The following is a 19,629-nucleotide window of genomic DNA, read 5'->3' as shown; positions in this document are numbered from 1 at the left end:
CGCATGCGTACGGCCTCCCTCGCCGAGCAACTCCAGAAGTTTACCCGGACCGGGAGGCCGCACCCAAAACGATCTTCAGCTAGCCGGGAGGACCGGCCGGCAGAAACCTCACTGCTCGTCGAAGAGGCTGGTCACCGAACCATCCTCGAACACCTCACGCACCGCACGCGCGATCGTCGGAGCGATCGACAGCACCGTGATCTTGTCCTGGTCCCGGCCCAGCTCCGCCGGCGTCGGCAGCGTGTTCGTGAACACGAACTCGCTCACCCGCGAGTTCTTCAGCCGGTCCGCCGCCGGACCCGACAGCACACCGTGCGTCGCCGTCACGATGACGTCCTCGGCCCCGTGCGCGAACAGCGCGTCCGCGGCGGCGCAGATCGTGCCACCGGTGTCGATCATGTCGTCCACCAGCACGCACACGCGGCCCTTGACCTCACCCACGACCTCGTGGACGGTCACCTGGTTCGCCACGTCCTTGTCACGCCGCTTGTGCACGATCGCCAGCGGCGCACCCAGCCGGTCGCACCACCGGTCCGCCACCCGCACCCGGCCCGCGTCCGGCGAGACCACCGTCAGCTTGTTCCGGTCCACCTGCTCGGCCACGTAGTCCGCCAGCAGCGGCAGCGCGAACAGATGGTCCACCGGACCGTCGAAGAAGCCCTGGATCTGGTCCGTGTGCAGATCCACCGTCAGAATCCGGTCGGCACCCGCCGTCTTCATCAGATCCGCGATCAGACGCGCCGAGATCGGTTCACGACCCCGGTGCTTCTTGTCCTGGCGCGCGTAACCGTAGAACGGCACGATCACCGTGATGGAGCGAGCCGACGCACGCTTCAGCGCGTCGATCATGATCAGCTGCTCCATGATCCACTTGTTGATCGGAGCAGTGTGGCTCTGGATCAGGAAGCAGTCCGCGCCGCGGGCCGACTCCTGGTAACGAACGTAGATCTCACCGTTGGCGAAATCGAAGGCCTTCGTCGGGACGACCCCGACACCCAGCTGCTGGGCGACCTCCTCGGCAAGCTCGGGGTGGGCGCGGCCGGAGAAGAACATCATCTTCTTCTCGCCGGTCGTCTTGATCCCGGTCACAGCACTGTCTCCTCAGAGGTTGTCTCAACCCAGCCGACTGCTCGACCGGCCTCCCGTCCGAGCGTGAGAGGCCGAATCAGCTGGTAGGGGTGCGGGTGCACACGTCCGGATGTGCACTTATCACGGTACGCCGAGTTTGACGCACTCGTTTCCGGTCAGTCCTCGTCAACGCCCTGCCGGGACGCCTCCCCGGCCGCCTTCGCCGCCGCGCTCCCCGGCCGCTTCCGCGCCACCCACCCCTCGATATTCCGCTGCTGACCACGGGCCACGGCCAGCGAACCGGGCGGCACGTCCTTCGTGATCACGGACCCGGCGGCGGTGTACGCGCCGTCCCCGACCGTGACAGGCGCCACAAACATGTTGTCCGAACCCGTACGGCAATGAGACCCGATCGTGGTGTGGTGCTTGTCCTGACCGTCGTAGTTCACGAACACGCTCGCCGCGCCGATGTTCGTGTGCTCACCGATCGTCGCGTCGCCCACGTACGACAGGTGCGGCACCTTCGTGCCCTCACCGATCCGCGCGTTCTTCGTCTCGACGTACGTCCCGATCTTGCCCTTCGCGCCGAGCCGCGTCCCCGGACGCAGATAGGCGTACGGCCCCACGCTCGCGTCCGCGCCCACCACGGCCCCGTCCGACACGGTGTTGTCCACCCGCGCCCCCGCGCCCACCTTGGTGTCCTTCAGCCGGCTGTTGGGGCCGACCTCCGCGCCCTCCGCGAGATGCGTGGTGCCGGTGAGCTGCGTGCCCGGATGCACCACCGCGTCCCGCTCGAACGTCACGGTCACGTCCACCCAGGTGGTCGCCGGGTCCACGACGGTGACGCCGTCCAGCATCGCCCGCGTCAGCAGCCGGTCGTTCAGGATCCGGCGGGCCTCCGCCAGCTGCACCCGGTTGTTGATTCCGGCGATCTCCCGGTGGTCGGCCGCCACCGACGCGCCGACCCGGTGCCCGGCCTCGCGCAGGATCCCCAGGACGTCCGTCAGGTACTCCTCACCCTGGCTGTTGTCCTTGCGCACCTTCGTCAGCGCGTCCGCCAGCAGCCGCCCGTCGAACGCGAACACCCCGCTGTTGATCTCCCGGATCGCCCGCTGGGCCTCGCTCGCGTCCTTGTGCTCCACGATCGCGGTCACCGCGCCCGAGGCCTCGTCCCGCACGATCCGGCCGTAACCCGTGGCGTCCGGGACCTCGGCGGTCAGCACGGTCACGGCGTTGCCGTCGGCGTGGTGGGTCTGGGTGAGCAGCTGAAGGGTCTCGGCGGTCAGCAGCGGGGTGTCCCCGCAGACGACGACCACGGTGCCGGTCACCGGGCCGCCCAGCTCCTCCAGCCCCATCCGCACGGCGTGTCCGGTGCCGTTCTGCTGCTCCTGCACGGCGGTGCGGACGGCCGGGTCGGTCTCCGTGAGGTGCGCGGTGACCTGCTCGCGGGCGTGGCCGACGACGACGACCAGGTTCGCGGGCTTCAACTCTCGGGCGGCGGCGAGCACATGGCCCACCAGGGAGCGGCCGCAGATCTGGTGCAGCACCTTCGGTGTCGCCGACTTCATACGGGTGCCCTCACCCGCTGCGAGAACGACGACGGCTGCCGGGCGGATGGCACTCACGGTTTGCCCTTCGGCTCTGAGGGTGGGAACAGCCGCAGGATACCGGGGCGGGGTTTGGGGGGTATGGGGGCGGGCCCTGAGGGGTGGTGGCCGGTCAGGACCCGAACTCGGCAGTTGCTCCCCCGCCAGGACTCGAACCCGGACAGATGGCACCAAAAGCCACAGTGCTGCCAATTACACCACGGGGGAACATGTTCGACTAAACCGGACATTCGGTCCGGCTGTCGAACGGCGCCTCCTACTATGCCGTACCAAGCGCCTTCCATGCGACGGTACAAGGCGGCGCTCTGCCTGTCTCGGCGGTGGCGCTTGGACTTGGCACCCTCTGCCCAGTAGAGGGCGACGCCCGTGACGAAGAGTTCCCGGTCTGTCAGTTCGCCGATGACGGCTGCCGCCTCCTGTTTCGCCGCCGCCCTCTCTCGGTCCTGGGATGCCCGCAGTTTTGCCAGCCCCGCGTTCATCTGGGCCCGCTGTTCTTCCGGCGTGCACTTCGACTCTGGCTTCGGCAGGTCCCGTACCCGCAGCGAGATCGAACTCTTGGAGCAGCGCAGCTCGACCTGAAGATCTTCAGTTGATCGCGGATCTGCCGGAGGCTGAGTCCCGCCCGCCGCAGCGCCACCGCCCGCTCCCGCAGGCCCTCGAAGTCGGCGTATTTGCCGTGGGTGTGCGTCATGGGCATACCGTCCGGGCGGAATGCATGGTTCCGGGATCGAACGGAGCGAGTTCACCAGTTCGAGGGATAGCGGGAGGTTTCGACGCCGTCTGGTCACGGAGTGTGGTGTGTGGAGGTAGGCGAAAGTCACCGGAAAAGCCGTACCCGTCGCCCGTAGGCTGGACGCATGACCATGACGGGGGAAGAGCACGCCAGGGCGCTGACCGGCCCTTGGTGGTGGCCACGCCGGCGCAGCGCGGTGTTCGACGGCGCGCTCGCGCTGGCGTCCGCGCTGGAGTGCGGCGCGGAGGGGATCGGTTTCGCCCGGGACGCGGGGATCCCGGTGTGGACGGGCGTCCTGTTCGGTGTCGTGGCCGGTGTGGTGCTGCTGGTGCGGCGCAAGTGGCCGGTCGCGGTGGTCCTGGTGGGGATCGCGGTGATCCCGGCGCAGATGGGTTTCCTGCTGGGCATCGTCGGCCTGTACACGCTGGCCGCCGCGGAGGTGCCGCGGCGGGTGATCGGGGTGCTGTCGGGGATGGCGCTGGCGGGCAAGGCGGTGGTGACGTTCGTACGGGTCCAGCAGGACATGGCGCGGGGCGATCTGACGCTCGGTGACTGGTTCGTGCCGTTCGCCGCGGTGGCGACGGCGTTGGGGCTGACGGCTCCGCCGGTGCTGCTGGGGCTGTACGTGGGGGCGCGGCGGCGGTTGATGGAGAGCCTGCGGGAGCGGGCGGACAGCCTGGAGCGGGAGCTTCAGCTCCTCGCGGAGCGGGCGGAGGAGCGGGCCGAGTGGGCGCGCAACGAGGAGCGGACGCGGATCGCGCGGGAGATGCACGACGTGGTCGCGCACCGGGTGAGTCTGATGGTGGTGCACGCGGCGGCGTTGCAGGCGGTGGCCCGTAAGGATCCGGAGAAGGCGGTGCGCAACGCCGCGCTGGTGGGGGACATGGGCCGGCAGGCGTTGACGGAGTTGCGGGAGATGCTCGGGGTGCTGCGGTCGGGAGACGCGGACCAGGTCGCGGGCCGGCGGGCGGTGGGGGTGCCGTTGGCGGCGGTGGGCCAGGCGGCCGCGGCGGCCGCGGCGGCGGCTTCGCGGGTGGTCGAGGAGGCCGGCGAGGGGCCGTGTCTGTCGGAGCTGGAGGAGTTGCTGGGGCAGTCGGCGGCGGCGGGGATGGCCGTGGACCTGTCGGTGGAGGGGGAGGTGCGGTCGTATGCGGCGGAGGTGGAGCAGACGGCGTACCGGGTGGTGCAGGAGGCGCTGACGAACGTGCACAAGCATGCGGCGGGGGCGAAGACGCATGTGCGGTTGGCGCACCGGGTGTCGGAGATCGCGATGCAGGTGGAGAACGAGCCGCCGCTGGAGCCGGGCTCGGCGTCGGCGGCGGGGCTGCCGTCGGGTGGCAATGGCCTGCTGGGGATGCGGGAGCGGGTGCTGGCGCTGGGCGGGGTGTTCGTGTCGGGTCCGACGGACGCGGGGGGTTTCCGGGTGTCGGCGGTGATCCCGGCGGCGTAGGACCCGGCCCGGCCCGGCCCGGTCCGGCCTCGGTCCGGCGTGGGTCCGGGCCGGGGTCCGTTCTGCCCTCGTCCCCTTCTTCTTCCGCGGCCCTCGGTCCCTGCCCGTGCTCACCCCGCCGTGAGCCGTACCGGTTCTATCCCCGTGATGAGCGCGGCCAGGGCGTGGTCGATGTCGGGGCCGAGGTACCAGTCGCCGGTGTGGTCGAGGGCGTAGACGCGGCCTTCGGCGTCGATGGCGAGGGCGGTGGTGGTGTCGGGCTCGGTGCCGAGGGGGCAGAGCTCGGTGCCGAGGGCGCGGCCGAGGTCGCCGAGGGTGCGGGCGAGGTGGCGGCCGTTGAGGGGGTCGAGGTGGAGCGTGGCGGGGGCGATCTGGCGTCCGTTGCCGCCGGGGGCGATGCGCAGGCCGCCGAATTCGGCCCAGGCCTCGACGGCGGCGGGGAAGACGGTGTGCTGGTGGCCGGCGGGTGAGGTGTGTTCGCGCAGGGTGTCGGCCCAGATCTCGGCCTGCTTTATGTCCCAGCGCCCGGGTTGCCAGCCGGCGGCGCGCAGGGCGGCGTCGACGGGTACGGCGAAGCGCGTGGTGGAGGTGCGGTCGGGGTGCATCTGCCCTTCGTTCGTCGTGCTGGTGGGGTGGTACGGGGTGTCCGTGCGGTCAGCCGGTGGCGGTGGGGTCGACGACGCGGACGCCGAAGTGGGCGATGAGGGCGGTGCACGCGCGGCAGGGGGTGGCGAAGCTGCCGTGCAGGGGGTCGCCGTCCTCGCGTATGCGGCGGGCGGTGAGCTTGGCGTGTTTGAGGGCTTTGCGGGCCTCGCCGTTGGTCATGGGTTTGCGGGCGGCGCGTTTGCTGCGGGTGGCGTCGGCGGCGGCGAGGTGCCGGGAGATGAGGATGGCCTCGGCGCAGCGGCCGGTGAAGCGGTCGCGTTGGCCGCTGGGGAGGGTGTCGAGGAAGTCCTGGACGAGGGGGTGGAGGGTGGGGGGGTCCTCGCCGCGGGCGGCGGTGCCGGTGAGGGTGGTGCCGTGTACGGAGAGGGCCGCGGCGACGGTGGGCAGGATGCCGTCGCGGCGTTGCCGGAGGGCGGGGGCGGCGGGTGTCTCGGTGCCGCTCCAGCCGATGCGAGGGTCGCCGGCGCGCACGTCGGTACCTCCGGTCTGCAAGGTATTCATGTTGGCTTTCCCTCCCCGGGCTGTCCCCCGAAGGACACAGGGTGCCAAATGCCGTGGGCCGCACGGAAGCTGGGGCGGCGCGACACGCCCGTGAGGGGTGGGTTCGGTCACGGTGGGGTGACGGCCGGTCACGGAGGTGGGGTGGGGGTGGTGGGTGGCGGTCGTGGTGGGTGGCGCGGGGATGTGGTGGGCCGGTGACCGGGGTTCGGGTACCGCTTAGGCTGTCGGCATCCGTGATGGACACCGCCGTTCAGGCTCAAGAGAACGCCCAGGGGGCAACCGCCATGACGACAGGTCGGCTCGGGCTGGGGACACCTCCCGGCCGCCAGGGGGGACAGGCCGTGCCGCCGAACGCGGCGTATGCCGGGCAGGTCGTGCACTTCCCGGATCCGGTGCGGGCGGCGCGTCACCCCGGTGGGGTGCGGGTCGACGAGCGGGGGTTCCCGGATTTCTCGCCGTACGCGCGGGTGGCGGTGGAGATCGCGGAGCCGCCGGAGGGTTTCGGCGTCGACGAGTTGCGGCTGACGGACTACGTGTCGGCGAACGCGGCGCTGGCGGCGTCGGGGCACGAGTGGTGGGACACGGTGCCGGATGTGGCGACGCCGCACGGCTGGACGTGGCATCACGTGGCGGGCACGCGGCGGCTGGAGTTGGTCCCGGTCGACGTGAAGGCGTTGCTGCGGCACCACGGTGGGGTGGCGACGGCGCCGGTGGATCACGGCAAGCGGGGTACGCGGCCGTTGCAGGAGACGCGGCCGGCGCATTTCGGTCTGCCGAAGTCGGGTGTGGCGGTGAGCGAGGCGCAGGTGCAGGGCGTCGAGGAGGATCTGGGGTACCGGTTGCCGGGTGCCTACCGTGCCTTCCTGAAGGCGGCGGGTGGTTGTGCTCCGGTGGGCACGGCGTTGGACGCCGGGCTGGGGCTGCTGGTGGACCAGCCGTTCTTCACGGTGCGGGACGAGGCCGCGGTCAACGACCTGGTCTATGTGAACAAGTGTCTGCGCGACCATCTGACGAAGGACTACCTCGGGGTGGCTTTCGTGCAGGGCGGGTTGCTCGCGGTGAAGGTGAAGGGCGAGCGGACCGGTTCGGTGTGGTTCTGCGCGTACGACGACGTGCGGGACGTGGATCCGTCGTGGCCGCCGGCGGAGCGGGTGGAGCGTCTGCTGCTGCCGTGCGGGGACGACTTCGATGCCTTCCTGTCCCGTCTGGCGGGTAATCCGCCGGAGTTGGAGACGGTGGCGAATCTGATGGTGGACGGCGGTTTCGCGCGTGTCGTCCCGGTGTCTTCCGGCCCGGTGGGGGAGTGAGCTGACGGCGATGGTGACGTACGCGCAGGCGCAGGAGCGCGCCGAGGAGTGGATCAACGGCGATGTGCCCGCGTATCAGCACCGTGAGGTGCGGGTGCGGGAGTTCGAGCTGGGGTTCGTGGTGTGGGGCGAGGACCGGGCGGAGGGGCCGCGGTCGGACGCGGGCGCGCAGCGGCTGGTCATCGCCCGGGACAGCGGTGAGGCCACGCTGTGGCCCGCGCTGCCGGTGGGCGAGGTGATCCGCCGGTACGAGGAGGAGTACGGCCGTCCCGACGGGCCCGAGGACGCGGTGCCGGCGCCGGCCGCGGCGCGGTTGGACCTGAATCAGACGTCGTTCCTGCTGACTCCGCCGGAGTGGTTGCAGGAGGCGGCGGACAAGATGGGGATAGGGGAGCGGCGGCAGTCGGCCGAGCCGGCCGAGCCCGCGGCTCCTGCCCCTGCGCCTGCCCCTGCGCCGGTGTCTCCCCCCGCTCCCGCTCCGGTGGACGCGCCCGTGGGGGCGACCCCGTGGGCGGGTACGGACACGAACGGGCGTGGCGGTGAGGACGACGACCGTTCGGTGCCGTTGCCCGCGACGGTGTTCGCGCCGCCGCTCGGCGGTTCCGACGACGTGCCGCGGCCGCCGGCCTCCGTGCCGGACGCGAAGACGGCGCTGATGTCGGGCGGCAGCCAGTTGCCGCGCACGACGGTCGCACCGGCGCTGGACGTGCCGAACGCGCCGGGCGTACAGGGTGGTTCGCCCGTTCCCGGTGGTGCGCCGGGCGCGCCGGCGGGGAGTACGCCTCCTCCGGTGCCCGGTGTGCCGCAGGGCAGTGCCCCGCCCCCGCCGCCGGTTCCGGGCGCCCCGGCCTACGGCTATCCGCAGGCGCCGGCGGGCTCCGACACTCCTGCGCCCGGTGCGCCGGTCTACGGCTACCCGCAGGCGCCGGGCGCCCCGAACGCGCCGCAGCCTCCGGCGGGTCCGGGGGGTGCGGCTGATCCGGGTGCGTCCGAGCGCCGGCTCGCGCCGAACGCCGGGGACATCGCGGACGCCGCGACGAGCAAGGCCGCGCCGCCGCCGAAGAAGGCGCGCGGCGGGGTGGGGGCGCCGCCTCCGCCGCCGGGCGCCCCGGGGACGCCGGGCGCGTCGTCGGGTGGGTACGTGCCGACGCGCATGGTGTCCGCGCTCGGGCCGGAGGGGCTTGAGGGGCAGGACGGTACGCCGGGTGCTCCGGGTGTTCCGGGTGTTCCGGGTGTTCCTGGCGCTCCGGGTGCGCCCGGTGCTCCCACGCCGCCCACGACGCCTCCGGGCGGCGTGCACCACGCGGCCACGATGCTGGCCGATCCCAGTCAGATGGGCCCTGGCGCCCCCCGGCCTCCGGCGCCTCCCGCGCCCCCGGGGACGCCGACCCCGCCCGGTGTGCCGACCCCGCCTGGTGTCCCGGCCCCGCCCAACGCGCCGGCCCCGCCCGGCGTTCCGGGTCCTCCCGGCATGCCCGCCGCCCCCGGCGCGCCCCAGCCCCCTGCGGCCCCGGGCATGCCGGGTGCCCCCGCGGGGCCCGGTGCCCGTGCTGCCGTACACCAGGCGGAGACCATGCTGGCGGCGCCCCCCGTGGGCGGGCCAGGCGCGCCCCCGCCGCCGGCCGCTCCCGGTGCTCCGGGCATGCCCCCCGGGGTTCCCGGTGGTCCGCCGCCGATGCCCCCCGCCGGGATGGCCGCCCCCATGCCGGGGCAGCCCGCGGCGTACGGGTATCCGCAGGGCGGGCAGCCGACGGTCGGCCCCGGCTACCAGGCGGTGCTGCGCTACCGCGCGCAGGACGGTTCGGAGCAGCAGCTGATCCGGCGTTCGGCGCCGGGCACGCCGCATCCGGAGTGGCAGATCTTCCACGAGCTGCGGTCGATGAACGTGCCGCCGGACCAGGTGCTGGAGCTGCACACGGAGCTGGAGTCGTGCGAGCTGCCGGGTGCCTACTGCGCGCGGATGATCCGGGAGCAGTGGCCGCAGGCGCGGATCACGAGCATCGCGCCGTACGGCGCGGACCACGCGAGCCGGCAGCAGGGGATGCGGCAGCTGCTGGCCCATCAGGGTGAGTTGCACCAGGTGGCGGACGGTCCCGCGCGGCCCGCGCCGGTGCGGGCGCCGTTGCCGCCGGTGCAGGTCGCGCCGCCGGTGCCGCCGGAGGCCGTCGGGCAGGAGCTGGCGGCGGCGTTCGGGCCCGGAGTCTTCCGGTTCGAGCAGCAGGCGGTGTCGCGGCAGGGAGTGCCGCCGGTCGTGGCGCACACCCTGGTGGTGGCCGGACTGCCGGTGGACATGGGCCCGTTCTTCTGGGCGCAGGCGCAGCCGGGCCGTCCGGTGCCGACGCTGGCGGAGCTGGCGGCCGAGCGCGGGGTGCAGCCGGCGGCGGACGCGGGGTCGTACCTCGTGATGGGTACGGACTTCGGCAAGGCGCTGTGTGTGCAGTACGGGACGGCGAACATCGTGGCAGTGCCGGTGGAGGCCGGTCCGGGCGGTGCGCCGGTGCCGCCGCAGTTCGTGAACACCGGGCTGCCGGAGTTCGCGCGCTGTCTGGCGCTGCTGGGCCGGATGTGGCGGCTGCGGTACGGGCTGAACCAGGAGCAGGCGGGCCGTTGGACCGTCGACTTCCAGGCGCAGCTGGCCGCGCTGGACCCGGCGGCGCTGGGTTCGCCGGAGAGCTGGTGGTCGGTGCTGCTGGAGCAGATGTGGGACGGGCTGCTGTAGTCCGGCCCGCGGGAACGGCCCGGGGAGGGTGAACCGCGGCACTCCGCCCGTGACACGGCTGCGGAGTGTCGCGTTATGAACAGTTACACCTGATCCGTCACGATGTGCGCGAACTCTTGCTGTCGTGCATGTCCGTCGGAGAGGGGTTCCCGAGGTGAGCAGCGCATGGATGCCGCCGCAGGGCTTCGCGACCGTCCGGGGGCGTGGTTACCGTCCCGGGCAGGTCGACGCGTATCTGGAGGCGCTGTCCGGGGACCGGGACGCCGCGTGGGAACGCGTCGCGCGGCTGACCGTGCTGGCCAAGGACATGGCGGCGGAGGCCGCGCGGCTGCGCGAGGTCGTCTCCCGACTCCGGCCGCAGGAGTACGACACGCTCGACGACGGCGCCCGGCAGTTGTTCCGGCTCGCGCTGGAGGAGGCGCGGCAGCTCCGGGAGCGTGCGCGGGACGAGGCGCGGGAGCGGGTCGCGCGGGCGGAGGCGGAAGCCGAGGAGATCCGCAGGACGGCGGTGGAGGCGGCGCAGGCGCTGCGTGCGGAGGCCGACGAACGCGCCCGCCGGCTCCTGCTCGCCGCCCGTGCCGAGGCCGACGACCTACGGGTCGGCGCGCGGCGCGCCGTGAAGGAGGGCCGCAAGGAGTCCTTGGAGGCGCTGCGCGAGGTACGGCGGCGCACCGCGGACCTGCTCGCCGACCGGTCCCGGGAGCGGGCCGAGCGCTGGGCGGCGGCCGAGCGCGAGGCGGTCGAGGCGGTGGCGGCTCTGGAGGCGCGCCAGGCCGGGCTGGAGGCGCGGGCCGAGGCGGAAGTGGCCGCCGCGGCGGCGGCGTTGCGGGAGGCCGAGGAGTACGCCCGCCGGTGCGTGGAGGAGTCGGTCGGCCGCGCGGCCGCGATCCTCGCCGACGCGCGCGCCCGCGCCGAGCGTATCGCCCACGAGACGGAACGGGTCCTGCGCGAACACAGCGCGGCCTGGGACGACGTGCAGGCCCACATGGACCACGTGCGCAGCAGACTGACCGCGCTGACGGGCCAGGCGGTCGTGGAGTAGCCGGGCGCTCGTCGCCCGGAGCGGAGGGACGCCCGGAGGAGCGCGGGGGCCGGCAGTCGGGGCGCGGGGAACCGCCCGTGCGGGTGGAGGCGTTGTGCGTCCGGGGGTGGAGGCGAACCCTGAGACGGCTCCGTCTGAGGGCGGGGGTCCCCTAGGGGTACCTCCGTATCAGGGGTCGGGGAGGGGTCGTTCCGGCGGAGGACGAGCCGGGGCGGGGGTGTTTCTTAAGCTGGCTTCGCGCCGCTGGGGGGCGGCCGGCCCGACTGGAGGGGTGGGGTTTTCCCCCTGCCGAAGAGGGGGCTCCGCACCAGCGCGCCGCACCCTCGCCGGGGGCGAGACTCATCGATGTAGCCGGAACCACGCACGGCGCGGGCAGCACCGCACACGACGTGGCCGGGACCCGCATGCTCCGGAACCCGGGGCGCGCACACGCATCTGCCGACCGATATAGGAGACATACCGTGACATCGGCTGTGACCATTCCCAGGCACGGGGGCACTGGAGGGCTGACGGCCGTTGCCGCGCGGGCGCGGCAGGTCGTGAAGGCGTACGGATCCGGGGAGACCCGTGTCGTCGCCCTGGACCATGTCGACGTGGACATCGCCAGAGGCCAGTTCACCGCGATCATGGGCCCCTCGGGGTCCGGCAAGTCCACGCTGATGCACTGCCTCGCGGGACTGGACACGGTGACGAGCGGTCAGATCCATCTGGCCGAGACCGAGATCACCGGCCTGAAGGACAAGAAGCTGACCCAGCTGCGCCGGGACCGGATCGGCTTCATCTTCCAGGCGTTCAACCTGCTGCCGACGCTGAACGCCATCGAGAACATCACGCTGCCGATGGACATAGCCGGCCGCAAGCCCGACCGCGCCTGGCTCGACCGCGTGGTGGAGACCGTCGGCCTCGCCGGCCGGCTCAAGCACCGGCCGACCCAGTTGTCCGGTGGTCAGCAGCAGCGCGTCGCCGTGGCCCGCGCGCTCGCCGCCCGACCGGAGATCATCTTCGGCGACGAGCCGACCGGAAACCTGGATTCGCGCGCGGGCGCCGAGGTGCTGGGCTTCCTGCGCCGCTCGGTGGACGAGCTGGGCCAGACCATCGTGATGGTGACCCACGACCCGGTCGCCGCCTCGTACGCGGACCGGGTGCTGTACCTGGCCGACGGCCGGATCGTGGACGAGATGCTCCAGCCGACGGCCGATCAGGTCCTGGACCGCATGAAGGACTTCGACGCCCGGGGGCGTACGTCATGAGTGTCATGAAGACCTCGCTGCGCAACTTCTTCGCGCACAAGGGCCGCATGGCGCTCTCGGCGGTCGCGGTCCTGCTGTCGGTGGCCTTCGTCACCGGGACCCTGGTGTTCACCGACACGATGAACACCACCTTCGACAAGCTGTTCCAGGCGACCTCCTCGGACGTCACCGTCAGCGCCGGGGGTGCCTCCGACACCGGCCAGACCACGTCCCGCACCGGCAAGCCGCCGGTCATGCCGGCCTCCGTCGTCGGCACCATCCGCGGTGCGCGGGGTGTGCGGTCGGCCGAGGGCACCGTGTTCTCCACCTCGGTGACGGTGATCGACGCCCGGAAGGACAAGCTGTCGCCGAGCAGCGGCGCCCCGACCATCGTGGGCAGCTGGAACGGCAATGACGCCCGCACCATGGAGATCACCACCGGTGCGGCGCCCAAGGGCCCGGACCAGGTGATGGTCGACAAGGGCACCGCCGACAAGCACCACCTGAAGCTGGGCGACGACATCGGCGTGATCTCGGTCGTGGGCACCCACCACGCCCGTGTGTCCGGCATCGCCGCCTTCAAGGTGACCAACCCCGGCGCGGCGGTCTTCTACCTGGACACCAGGACCGCCCAGCAGACCCTGATCGGCCGCACCGGCGTCTACACCGACGTCAATGTCACCGCCGCCCGGGGCATGACGGACGACCAGGTGAAGAAGAACGTCACGGCCGCCCTGGGCCACGGCTACAAGGTGCGCACCGCCAAGGAGGTCGCCGACGCCAACCAGAAGAGCGTCGAGAGCTTCCTGAGCGTCATGAAGTACGCGATGCTCGGCTTCGCCGGGATCGCCTTCCTGGTGGGCATCTTCCTGATCATCAACACCTTCTCCATGCTGGTCGCCCAGCGCACCAGGGAGATCGGCCTGATGCGCGCCATCGGCTCCTCCCGCAGGCAGGTCAACCGCTCCGTGCTGGTCGAGGCGCTGCTGCTCGGCGTGTTCGGCTCCGTGCTCGGTGTCGGCGCGGGCGTCGGCATCGCGGTCGGCCTGATGAAACTCATGAGCGGCATGGGCATGGAGCTGTCCACCGACGACCTGACGATCGCCTGGACCACCCCCGCGCTCGGCCTGCTGCTGGGTGTCGTGGTCACCGTCCTCGCGGCCTACCTGCCCGCCCGCCGGGCGGGCAAGGTCTCCCCGATGGCGGCCCTGCGCGACTCCGGCGCCCCGGGCGACGCCAAGGCCGGTGTCGTGCGCGCCGTGCTCGGCCTGGTGCTCACCGGCGCCGGCGCCTGGAGCCTGTACGCCGCCGCCAACGCCGACAAGGCCAAGTCCGGCTCGGGTCTGCTGGGCGTCGGCGTGCTGCTCACCCTGGTCGGCTTCGTCGTCATCGGCCCGCTGCTCGCCGGCGCTCTGGTCCGCGTCCTCGGCGCGGTCATCCTGCGGGTCTTCGGCCCGGTCGGCCGGATGGCGGAGCGCAACGCGCTGCGTAACCCGCGCCGCACCGGCGCCACCGGCGCCGCCCTGATGATCGGCCTCGCCCTGGTGGCCTGCCTGTCGGTGGTCAGCTCCTCGATGGTGGCCTCGGCCACCGACCAGCTGGACAAGACCGTCGGCACGGACTTCATCATCCAGGGCGACCAGGAGTTCACCTTCGTCAAGCCGCAGACGGTGCGGCAGATCAAGGCCACGCCGGGTCTTGAGCGGGTCACCGAGTACAAGCTCCTCGACGCGACGCTGAGCACCCCGGACGGCAAGGTCGTCAAGAACGAGACGATCAACGCCGCCGACGCCACCTACGCGAAGGACCTGCGCACCAAGACGGTCGCCGGCGGCCTCGCCGACGCCTTCCGGCCCGACTCCATGTCCGTCTTCGAGGGCTTCGCCAAGGAGCACGGCATCAAGCTCGGCTCCACGGTCACGGTCGGCTTCAAGGACGGCAGGGCCGCCAAGCTGACGGTGCGCGCCATCACCAGCGACGACGTCGTGATCGACAAGGGCGCGATGTACGCCTCCATCGCGACCGCCGCGACGTACGTGCCGGCCGACAGGATGCCGCTGGACCAGATGGTCTTCGCCACCGCCAAGGACGGACAGCAGGCCGCCGCCTACGCGTCGCTGAAGCGGACGCTGCGCGCCGACCCGGCGCTGACCGTGCGAGACCAGACCGACTACAAGCAGGCGATGAAGGACCAGATCAGCCAGCTGCTCAACATGATCTACGGTCTGCTGGCCCTGGCGATCATCGTCGCGGTCCTCGGTGTGGTGAACACCCTGGCGCTGTCGGTGGTCGAGCGGACCCGGGAGATAGGCCTGATGCGGGCCATCGGTCTCTCCCGCCGCCAGCTGCGGCGCATGATCCGCCTGGAGTCCGTGGTGATCGCCGTCTTCGGCGCCCTGCTCGGCCTCGGCCTCGGCATGGGCTGGGGGGCGACCGCCCAGCAGCTCCTCGCCCTGGAGGGGCTGCACATCCTGGACATCCCCTGGCCGACGATCATCGCCGTCTTCATCGGCTCGGCCTTCGTGGGCCTCTTCGCCGCCCTCATCCCCGCCTTCCGCGCCGGCCGCATGAACATCCTGAACGCCATCGCGACGGACTAGCCGCCATGGGCGGGGCCGACGACCACCGCATACGGGGGTTGCGGGGGAGCGCCCGGTGCCGGGGAGTCCTGGAGGACTTCCCGGTACCGGGTTCCGGCGTTTCGCCGCCCCCCGATGCGGCGGCGGGAGGCGGGGTTGTCCACAGGCTCCGGCGGCAGCCCCGGAGGCGACGTACGCTGGACACCCCCGGTCGCGCCCCGCGCCGGGCTACTTGCGTTGCCCACCCTGGACGGAAAGCCCCATGAGCCTGCACGGTCTGCTCGACGCCGTCGTCAAGGACCCCGCCCTCGCGGAAGCGATCACAGCGGCCGCGGACGGCAACCGCATGCACGTCGACCTGGTCGGCCCCCCGGCGGCCCGTCCCCTCGCGATCGCGGGACTGGCGCGCGAGAGCGGCCGCCCCGTGCTCGCGGTCACGGCGACCGGACGCGAGGCCGAGGACCTGGCGGCGGCGCTGCGTTCGCTGCTGCCCGCGGAGGGAGTCGCGGAGTACCCCTCCTGGGAGACGCTGCCGCACGAGCGGCTCAGCCCCCGCAGCGACACCGTCGGCCGGCGCCTCGCCGTGCTGCGCCGCCTCGCCCACCCCCGCGCGGACGACCCCGAGACCGGCCCGGTCTCCGTCGTCGTCGCGCCCGTACGATCCGTGCTCCAGCCGCAGGTCAAGGGCCTCGGCGACCTGGAGCCCGTGGCCCTGCGCACCGGTCAGAGCGCCGATCTGAACGAGGTCGTGGAGGCCCTCGCGGCCGCGGCCTACGCGCGGGTGGAGCTGGTGGAGAAGCGCGGCGAGTTCGCGGTGCGCGGCGGCATCCTGGACGTCTTCCCGCCCACCGAGGAACACCCCCTGCGCATCGAGTTCTGGGGCGACGACGTCGAGGAGATCCGCTACTTCAAGGTCGCCGACCAGCGCTCCCTTGAGGTCGCCGAGCACGGCCTGTGGGCGCCGCCCTGCCGCGAGCTGCTGCTCACCGCGGACGTGCGCGAACGCGCGCGGGTGCTCGCCGAGGAGCACCCGGAGCTGGGCGAACTCCTGAACAAGATCGCCGAGGGCATCGCGGTCGAGGGCATGGAGTCCCTCGCCCCGGTCCTGGTGGACGACATGGAGCTGCTCCTCGACGTGCTGCCGCCGGGCGCGATGACCGTGGTCTGCGACCCCGAGCGGGTCCGTACCCGCGCCGCCGACCTGGTGGCGACCAGCCAGGAGTTCCTCCAGGCCTCCTGGGCGGCGACCGCGGGCGGTGGCGAGGCCCCGATCGACGTCGGCGCGGCCTCCCTGCGGTCCATCGCCGACGTCCGTGACCGGGCGCGCGAGCTGGACATGATGTGGTGGTCCGTCTCGCCCTTCGCGGCCGGCGAGGAGCTGGACGCGGACACCCTGAAGCTGGGCATGCACGCGCCCGACACCTACCGCGGCGACACCGCCAGGGCGCTCGCCGACACCAAGGGCTGGCTCGCCGACGGCTGGCGCATGGTGTTCGTCACCGAGGGCCACGGCCCAGCCTCCCGCACCGTCGAGGTGCTCGGCAGCGAGGGCATCGCCGCCCGCATGGACACCGACCTCGGCGAGCTGAGCCCCTCCGTCGTGCACGTCTCCTGCGGCTCGATCGAGTACGGCCTCGTGGACCCGGGGCTCAAGCTCGCCGTGCTCACCGAGACCGACCTGTCCGGACAGCGCACCGCGAGCCGCGACGGCGCCCGGATGCCCGCCCGCCGCCGCAAGACCATCGACCCGCTCACCCTGGAGCCGGGCGACTACATCGTCCACGAACAGCACGGCGTGGGCCGCTACATCGAGATGGTGCAGCGCACCGTGCAGGGCGCCACCCGCGAGTACCTGGTCGTGGAGTACGCCCCCGCCAAGCGCGGCCAGCCCGGCGACCGCCTCTACATCCCCACCGACCAGCTGGAGCAGATCACCAAGTACGTCGGCGGCGAGGCACCCACCCTGCACCGCCTGGGCGGCGCGGACTGGACGAAGACCAAGGCGCGCGCCAAGAAGGCGGTCAAGGAGATCGCCGCCGACCTGATCAAGCTCTACAGCGCCCGCATGGCCGCCCCCGGCCACGCCTTCGGCGCCGACACGCCCTGGCAGCGCGAGCTGGAGGACGCCTTCCCCTACGCCGAGACCCCGGACCAGCTCACCACCATCGCCGAGGTCAAGGACGACATGGAGAAGTCGGTCCCCATGGACCGCCTGATCTGCGGCGACGTCGGCTACGGCAAGACCGAGATCGCGGTGCGGGCCGCCTTCAAGGCCGTACAGGACGGCAAGCAGGTCGCGGTGCTCGTGCCGACGACCCTGCTGGTGCAGCAGCACTTCGGGACGTTCTCCGAGCGGTACGGGCAGTTTCCGGTCAAGGTGAGGGCGCTCTCCCGGTTCCAGACCGACACCGAGGCCAAGGCCGTCCTGGAGGGCCTGCGCGAGGGCTCGGTGGACGTCGTCATCGGCACCCACCGGCTGTTCTCCTCCGAGACCAAGTTCAAGGACCTGGGCCTGGTCATCGTGGACGAGGAGCAGCGCTTCGGTGTCGAGCACAAGGAGCAGCTGAAGAAGCTGCGCGCCAACGTGGACGTGCTCACCATGTCCGCCACCCCCATCCCGCGCACCCTGGAGATGGCGGTCACCGGCATCCGCGAGATGTCGACCATCACCACCCCGCCCGAGGAGCGCCACCCGGTGCTCACCTTCGTGGGGCCCTACGAGGAGAGGCAGATCGGCGCCGCCATCCGCCGTGAACTGCTGCGCGAGGGCCAGGTCTTCTACATCCACAACCGGGTCGAGTCCATCGACCGCGCGGCGGCCCGGCTGCGCGAGATCGTGCCCGAGGCCCGCATCGCCACCGCGCACGGCCAGATGTCGGAGGCGGCGCTGGAACAGGTCGTGGTCGACTTCTGGGGGAAGAAGTCCGACGTCCTCGTCTCCACCACCATCGTGGAGTCCGGCATCGACATCTCCAACGCCAACACCCTGATCGTGGAGCGCGGCGACACCTTCGGCCTCTCCCAGCTGCACCAGTTGCGCGGCCGGGTCGGCCGTGGCCGCGAGCGCGGGTACGCGTACTTCCTGTACCCGCCGGAGAAGCCGCTCACCGAGACCGCCCACGAGCGGCTGGCGACCATCGCCCAGCACACCGAGATGGGTGCGGGCATGTACGTCGCCATGAAGGACCTGGAGATCCGCGGCGCGGGCAATCTGCTCGGCGGCGAGCAGTCCGGGCACATCGCGGGCGTCGGCTTCGACCTGTACGTGCGGATGGTCGGCGAGGCCGTCGCGGACTACCGGCGGCAGCTGGAGACCGGACAGGTCGAGGAAGAGGCCCCGCTGGAGGTCAAGATCGAGCTGCCCGTCGACGCGCACGTCCCGCACGACTACGCGCCCGGCGAGCGGCTGCGCCTTCAGGCCTACCGCGCCATCGCCTCCGCCAACTCGGAGGAGGACGTCAAGGCGGTCCGCGAGGAGCTCACCGACCGCTACGGCAAGCTGCCCGAGCCGGTGGAGAACCTGCTGCTGGTGGCCGGGCTGCGGATGCTCGCGCGGGCGTGCGGCGTCGGCGAGATCGTCCTTCAGGGCACCAACATCCGCTTCGCCCCCGTCGAGCTGCGCGAGTCGCAGGAGCTGCGCCTGAAGCGGCTGTACCCCGGTACGGTCATCAAGCCGGCCGTGCACCAGGTGCTGGTGCCCCGCCCGAAGACCGCGAAGGTGGGCGGCAAGCCGCTGGTCGGGCGCGAACTGCTGGCGTGGGTGGGCGAGTTCCTGGCGTCGGTGCTGGGATCGTGACCCCGCCGGGACCACGGGTGTGAGCCGGCGCACGGACTTTCCGTCCGTGCGCCGCTCCTCGGCCGCCGGGTGCCCCACCGCACGCCCCGCTTGCCCCTGAATTCTCCCTTTCGGGCCCATCTGCCGCTCTGGAGCGGGCAGTTACCGTAAGGGGCGGAACGATCCGCCCCGCTTCCGAGGGCGGACCCACAGGGCGAGCGAGGGGGGCGTGGCATGACGCGTCTGAAAAGCGGTGCCGTCGGCGCGGTGGTCGTACTGGTCGCCGTGGCGGGCTGCGAGTCAGGGCAGGACAAGGGGGCTTCGGGACCCGAGGAGAAGAGCGGCGGCGGCGTCGTGCTGACCGCCGCCGAGGCGCTGCCCGTCAAGGGGCGTGCCCCGAAGACCGGTTACTCCCGGGAGCGGTTCGGCAGCGCCTGGGCGGACACGGACTCCAACTCCTGCGACACCCGGGACGACATCCTCAAACGCGACCTGAAGAACGTGAAGTTCACCGGCGGCACCTGCAAGGTCTCCTACGGACTGCTGGACCCGGACCCGTACTCGGGCAAGGAGATCACCTACCGGCGCGGCGCCAGCAAGGTCGACATCGACCATGTCGTCGCCCTCTCGGACGCCTGGCAGAAGGGCGCCAAGTACTGGGACGCGGGCAAGCGGATCGCGCTGGCCAACGACCCGCTCAACCTGATCGCGGTCGACGCGAGCGCCAACCGCGGCAAGGGCGACGGCGACGCGGCCACCTGGCTGCCGCCGGACAAGGACTACCGCTGTTCCTACGTGGCGACCCAGGTGGCGGTGAAGAAGAAGTACGGCCTGTGGGTGACCTCCGGCGAGCAGGCGGCGATGAAGAAGGTCCTCGCCGCCTGCCCGAACCAGAAGCTGCCCTCCGGAGGCAACCCGACCGAGGCCCCGGCACGCTTCAAGGCGCGCTAGGA

12 protein-coding genes, 1 tRNA gene and 1 pseudogene are annotated in these 19,629 nt (G+C 72.1%); 8 read left to right on the top strand and 6 right to left on the bottom strand.

The features are described 5' to 3' along the window. Positions 1 to 108 precede the first annotated feature (108 nt). The 4 genes and pseudogenes from AB0927_RS10685 to AB0927_RS10670 all read right to left on the bottom strand — a co-directional run. Positions 109 to 1,089, bottom strand: a complete 981-nt coding sequence (locus tag AB0927_RS10685) for a ribose-phosphate diphosphokinase (RefSeq protein ID WP_366667189.1) — start codon at positions 1,087 to 1,089, stop codon at positions 109 to 111. A 155-nt stretch (positions 1,090 to 1,244) separates the two neighbouring features. Then, positions 1,245 to 2,693, bottom strand: a complete 1,449-nt coding sequence (gene glmU, locus AB0927_RS10680; RefSeq protein ID WP_366667188.1) for a bifunctional UDP-N-acetylglucosamine diphosphorylase/glucosamine-1-phosphate N-acetyltransferase GlmU — start codon at positions 2,691 to 2,693, stop codon at positions 1,245 to 1,247. A gap of 117 nt (positions 2,694 to 2,810) precedes the next feature. Continuing rightward, positions 2,811 to 2,882, bottom strand: a tRNA-Gln gene (locus tag AB0927_RS10675). A 95-nt stretch (positions 2,883 to 2,977) separates the two neighbouring features. Then, positions 2,978 to 3,366 (bottom strand): annotated as a pseudogene (locus AB0927_RS10670) (hypothetical protein); the annotation flags it as partial. A gap of 166 nt (positions 3,367 to 3,532) precedes the next feature. Here AB0927_RS10670 and AB0927_RS10665 point away from each other — a divergent pair. Then, a complete protein-coding gene (locus tag AB0927_RS10665; RefSeq protein ID WP_366667187.1) occupies positions 3,533 to 4,858 on the top strand; it encodes a histidine kinase in 1,326 nt (441 codons plus the stop codon). 110 nt (positions 4,859 to 4,968) lie between these two features. On the opposite strand, the gene AB0927_RS10660 is transcribed toward AB0927_RS10665, so the two are convergent. After that, complete coding sequence (locus AB0927_RS10660; RefSeq protein WP_366667186.1) at positions 4,969 to 5,463, bottom strand: SUKH-3 domain-containing protein; 495 nt, start codon at positions 5,461 to 5,463, stop codon at positions 4,969 to 4,971. A gap of 49 nt (positions 5,464 to 5,512) precedes the next feature. Then, positions 5,513 to 6,025: a YwqJ-related putative deaminase gene (locus AB0927_RS10655; protein WP_366667185.1), complete on the bottom strand. Its 513-nt coding sequence runs from the start codon at positions 6,023 to 6,025 to the stop codon at positions 5,513 to 5,515. Positions 6,026 to 6,309: 284 nt separating this feature from the next. Between AB0927_RS10655 and AB0927_RS10650 the strand changes: the two genes are divergently transcribed. The 7 genes from AB0927_RS10650 (at position 6,310) to AB0927_RS10620 (ending at position 19,627) form a co-directional block, all read left to right on the top strand. After that, positions 6,310 to 7,332, top strand: a complete 1,023-nt coding sequence (locus tag AB0927_RS10650; RefSeq protein ID WP_366667340.1) for an SMI1/KNR4 family protein — start codon at positions 6,310 to 6,312, stop codon at positions 7,330 to 7,332. 10 nt (positions 7,333 to 7,342) lie between these two features. Further along, positions 7,343 to 10,051: an SUKH-4 family immunity protein gene (locus AB0927_RS10645; RefSeq protein ID WP_366667184.1), complete on the top strand. Its 2,709-nt coding sequence runs from the start codon at positions 7,343 to 7,345 to the stop codon at positions 10,049 to 10,051. Positions 10,052 to 10,220: 169 nt separating this feature from the next. Next, positions 10,221 to 11,093, top strand: a complete 873-nt coding sequence (locus AB0927_RS10640) for a cellulose-binding protein (protein ID WP_366667339.1) — start codon at positions 10,221 to 10,223, stop codon at positions 11,091 to 11,093. 461 nt (positions 11,094 to 11,554) lie between these two features. Beyond that, positions 11,555 to 12,343 carry an ABC transporter ATP-binding protein gene (locus tag AB0927_RS10635; protein ID WP_366667183.1) on the top strand — a complete coding sequence of 263 codons (789 nt, stop codon included), beginning with the start codon at positions 11,555 to 11,557 and terminating at the stop codon, positions 12,341 to 12,343. After that, positions 12,340 to 14,922: an FtsX-like permease family protein gene (locus AB0927_RS10630; RefSeq protein ID WP_366667182.1), complete on the top strand. Its 2,583-nt coding sequence runs from the start codon at positions 12,340 to 12,342 to the stop codon at positions 14,920 to 14,922. Before AB0927_RS10635 ends, AB0927_RS10630 begins: the two co-directional genes overlap by 4 nt. Positions 14,923 to 15,163: 241 nt before the next feature. Continuing rightward, positions 15,164 to 18,697: a transcription-repair coupling factor gene (gene mfd, locus AB0927_RS10625; protein ID WP_366667181.1), complete on the top strand. Its 3,534-nt coding sequence runs from the start codon at positions 15,164 to 15,166 to the stop codon at positions 18,695 to 18,697. Between the two features lie 213 nt (positions 18,698 to 18,910). Beyond that, positions 18,911 to 19,627: an HNH endonuclease family protein gene (locus AB0927_RS10620; protein ID WP_366667180.1), complete on the top strand. Its 717-nt coding sequence runs from the start codon at positions 18,911 to 18,913 to the stop codon at positions 19,625 to 19,627. Positions 19,628 to 19,629: the final 2 nt, after the last annotated feature.

Origin of the sequence: Streptomyces sp. NPDC048106, assembly GCF_040706415.1 — a bacterium.
Taxonomy (GTDB): domain Bacteria; phylum Actinomycetota; class Actinomycetes; order Streptomycetales; family Streptomycetaceae; genus Streptomyces.
The sequence above is the reverse complement of the archived record's forward strand: the minus strand, read 5'-3'. Positions and strand labels throughout refer to the sequence as shown.

Coding starts and splice junctions, on each gene's coding strand:
- AB0927_RS10665 (WP_366667187.1), top strand. CDS start 3,533: ATGACCATGACGGGGGAAGAGCACGCCAGGGCGCTGACCGGCCCTTGG.
- AB0927_RS10660 (WP_366667186.1), bottom strand. CDS start 5,463: ATGCACCCCGACCGCACCTCCACCACGCGCTTCGCCGTACCCGTCGAC.
- AB0927_RS10655 (WP_366667185.1), bottom strand. CDS start 6,025: ATGAATACCTTGCAGACCGGAGGTACCGACGTGCGCGCCGGCGACCCT.
- AB0927_RS10650 (WP_366667340.1), top strand. CDS start 6,310: ATGACGACAGGTCGGCTCGGGCTGGGGACACCTCCCGGCCGCCAGGGG.
- AB0927_RS10645 (WP_366667184.1), top strand. CDS start 7,343: ATGGTGACGTACGCGCAGGCGCAGGAGCGCGCCGAGGAGTGGATCAAC.
- AB0927_RS10640 (WP_366667339.1), top strand. CDS start 10,221: ATGCCGCCGCAGGGCTTCGCGACCGTCCGGGGGCGTGGTTACCGTCCC.
- AB0927_RS10630 (WP_366667182.1), top strand. CDS start 12,340: ATGAGTGTCATGAAGACCTCGCTGCGCAACTTCTTCGCGCACAAGGGC.
- mfd (WP_366667181.1), top strand. CDS start 15,164: ATGAGCCTGCACGGTCTGCTCGACGCCGTCGTCAAGGACCCCGCCCTC.
- AB0927_RS10620 (WP_366667180.1), top strand. CDS start 18,911: ATGACGCGTCTGAAAAGCGGTGCCGTCGGCGCGGTGGTCGTACTGGTC.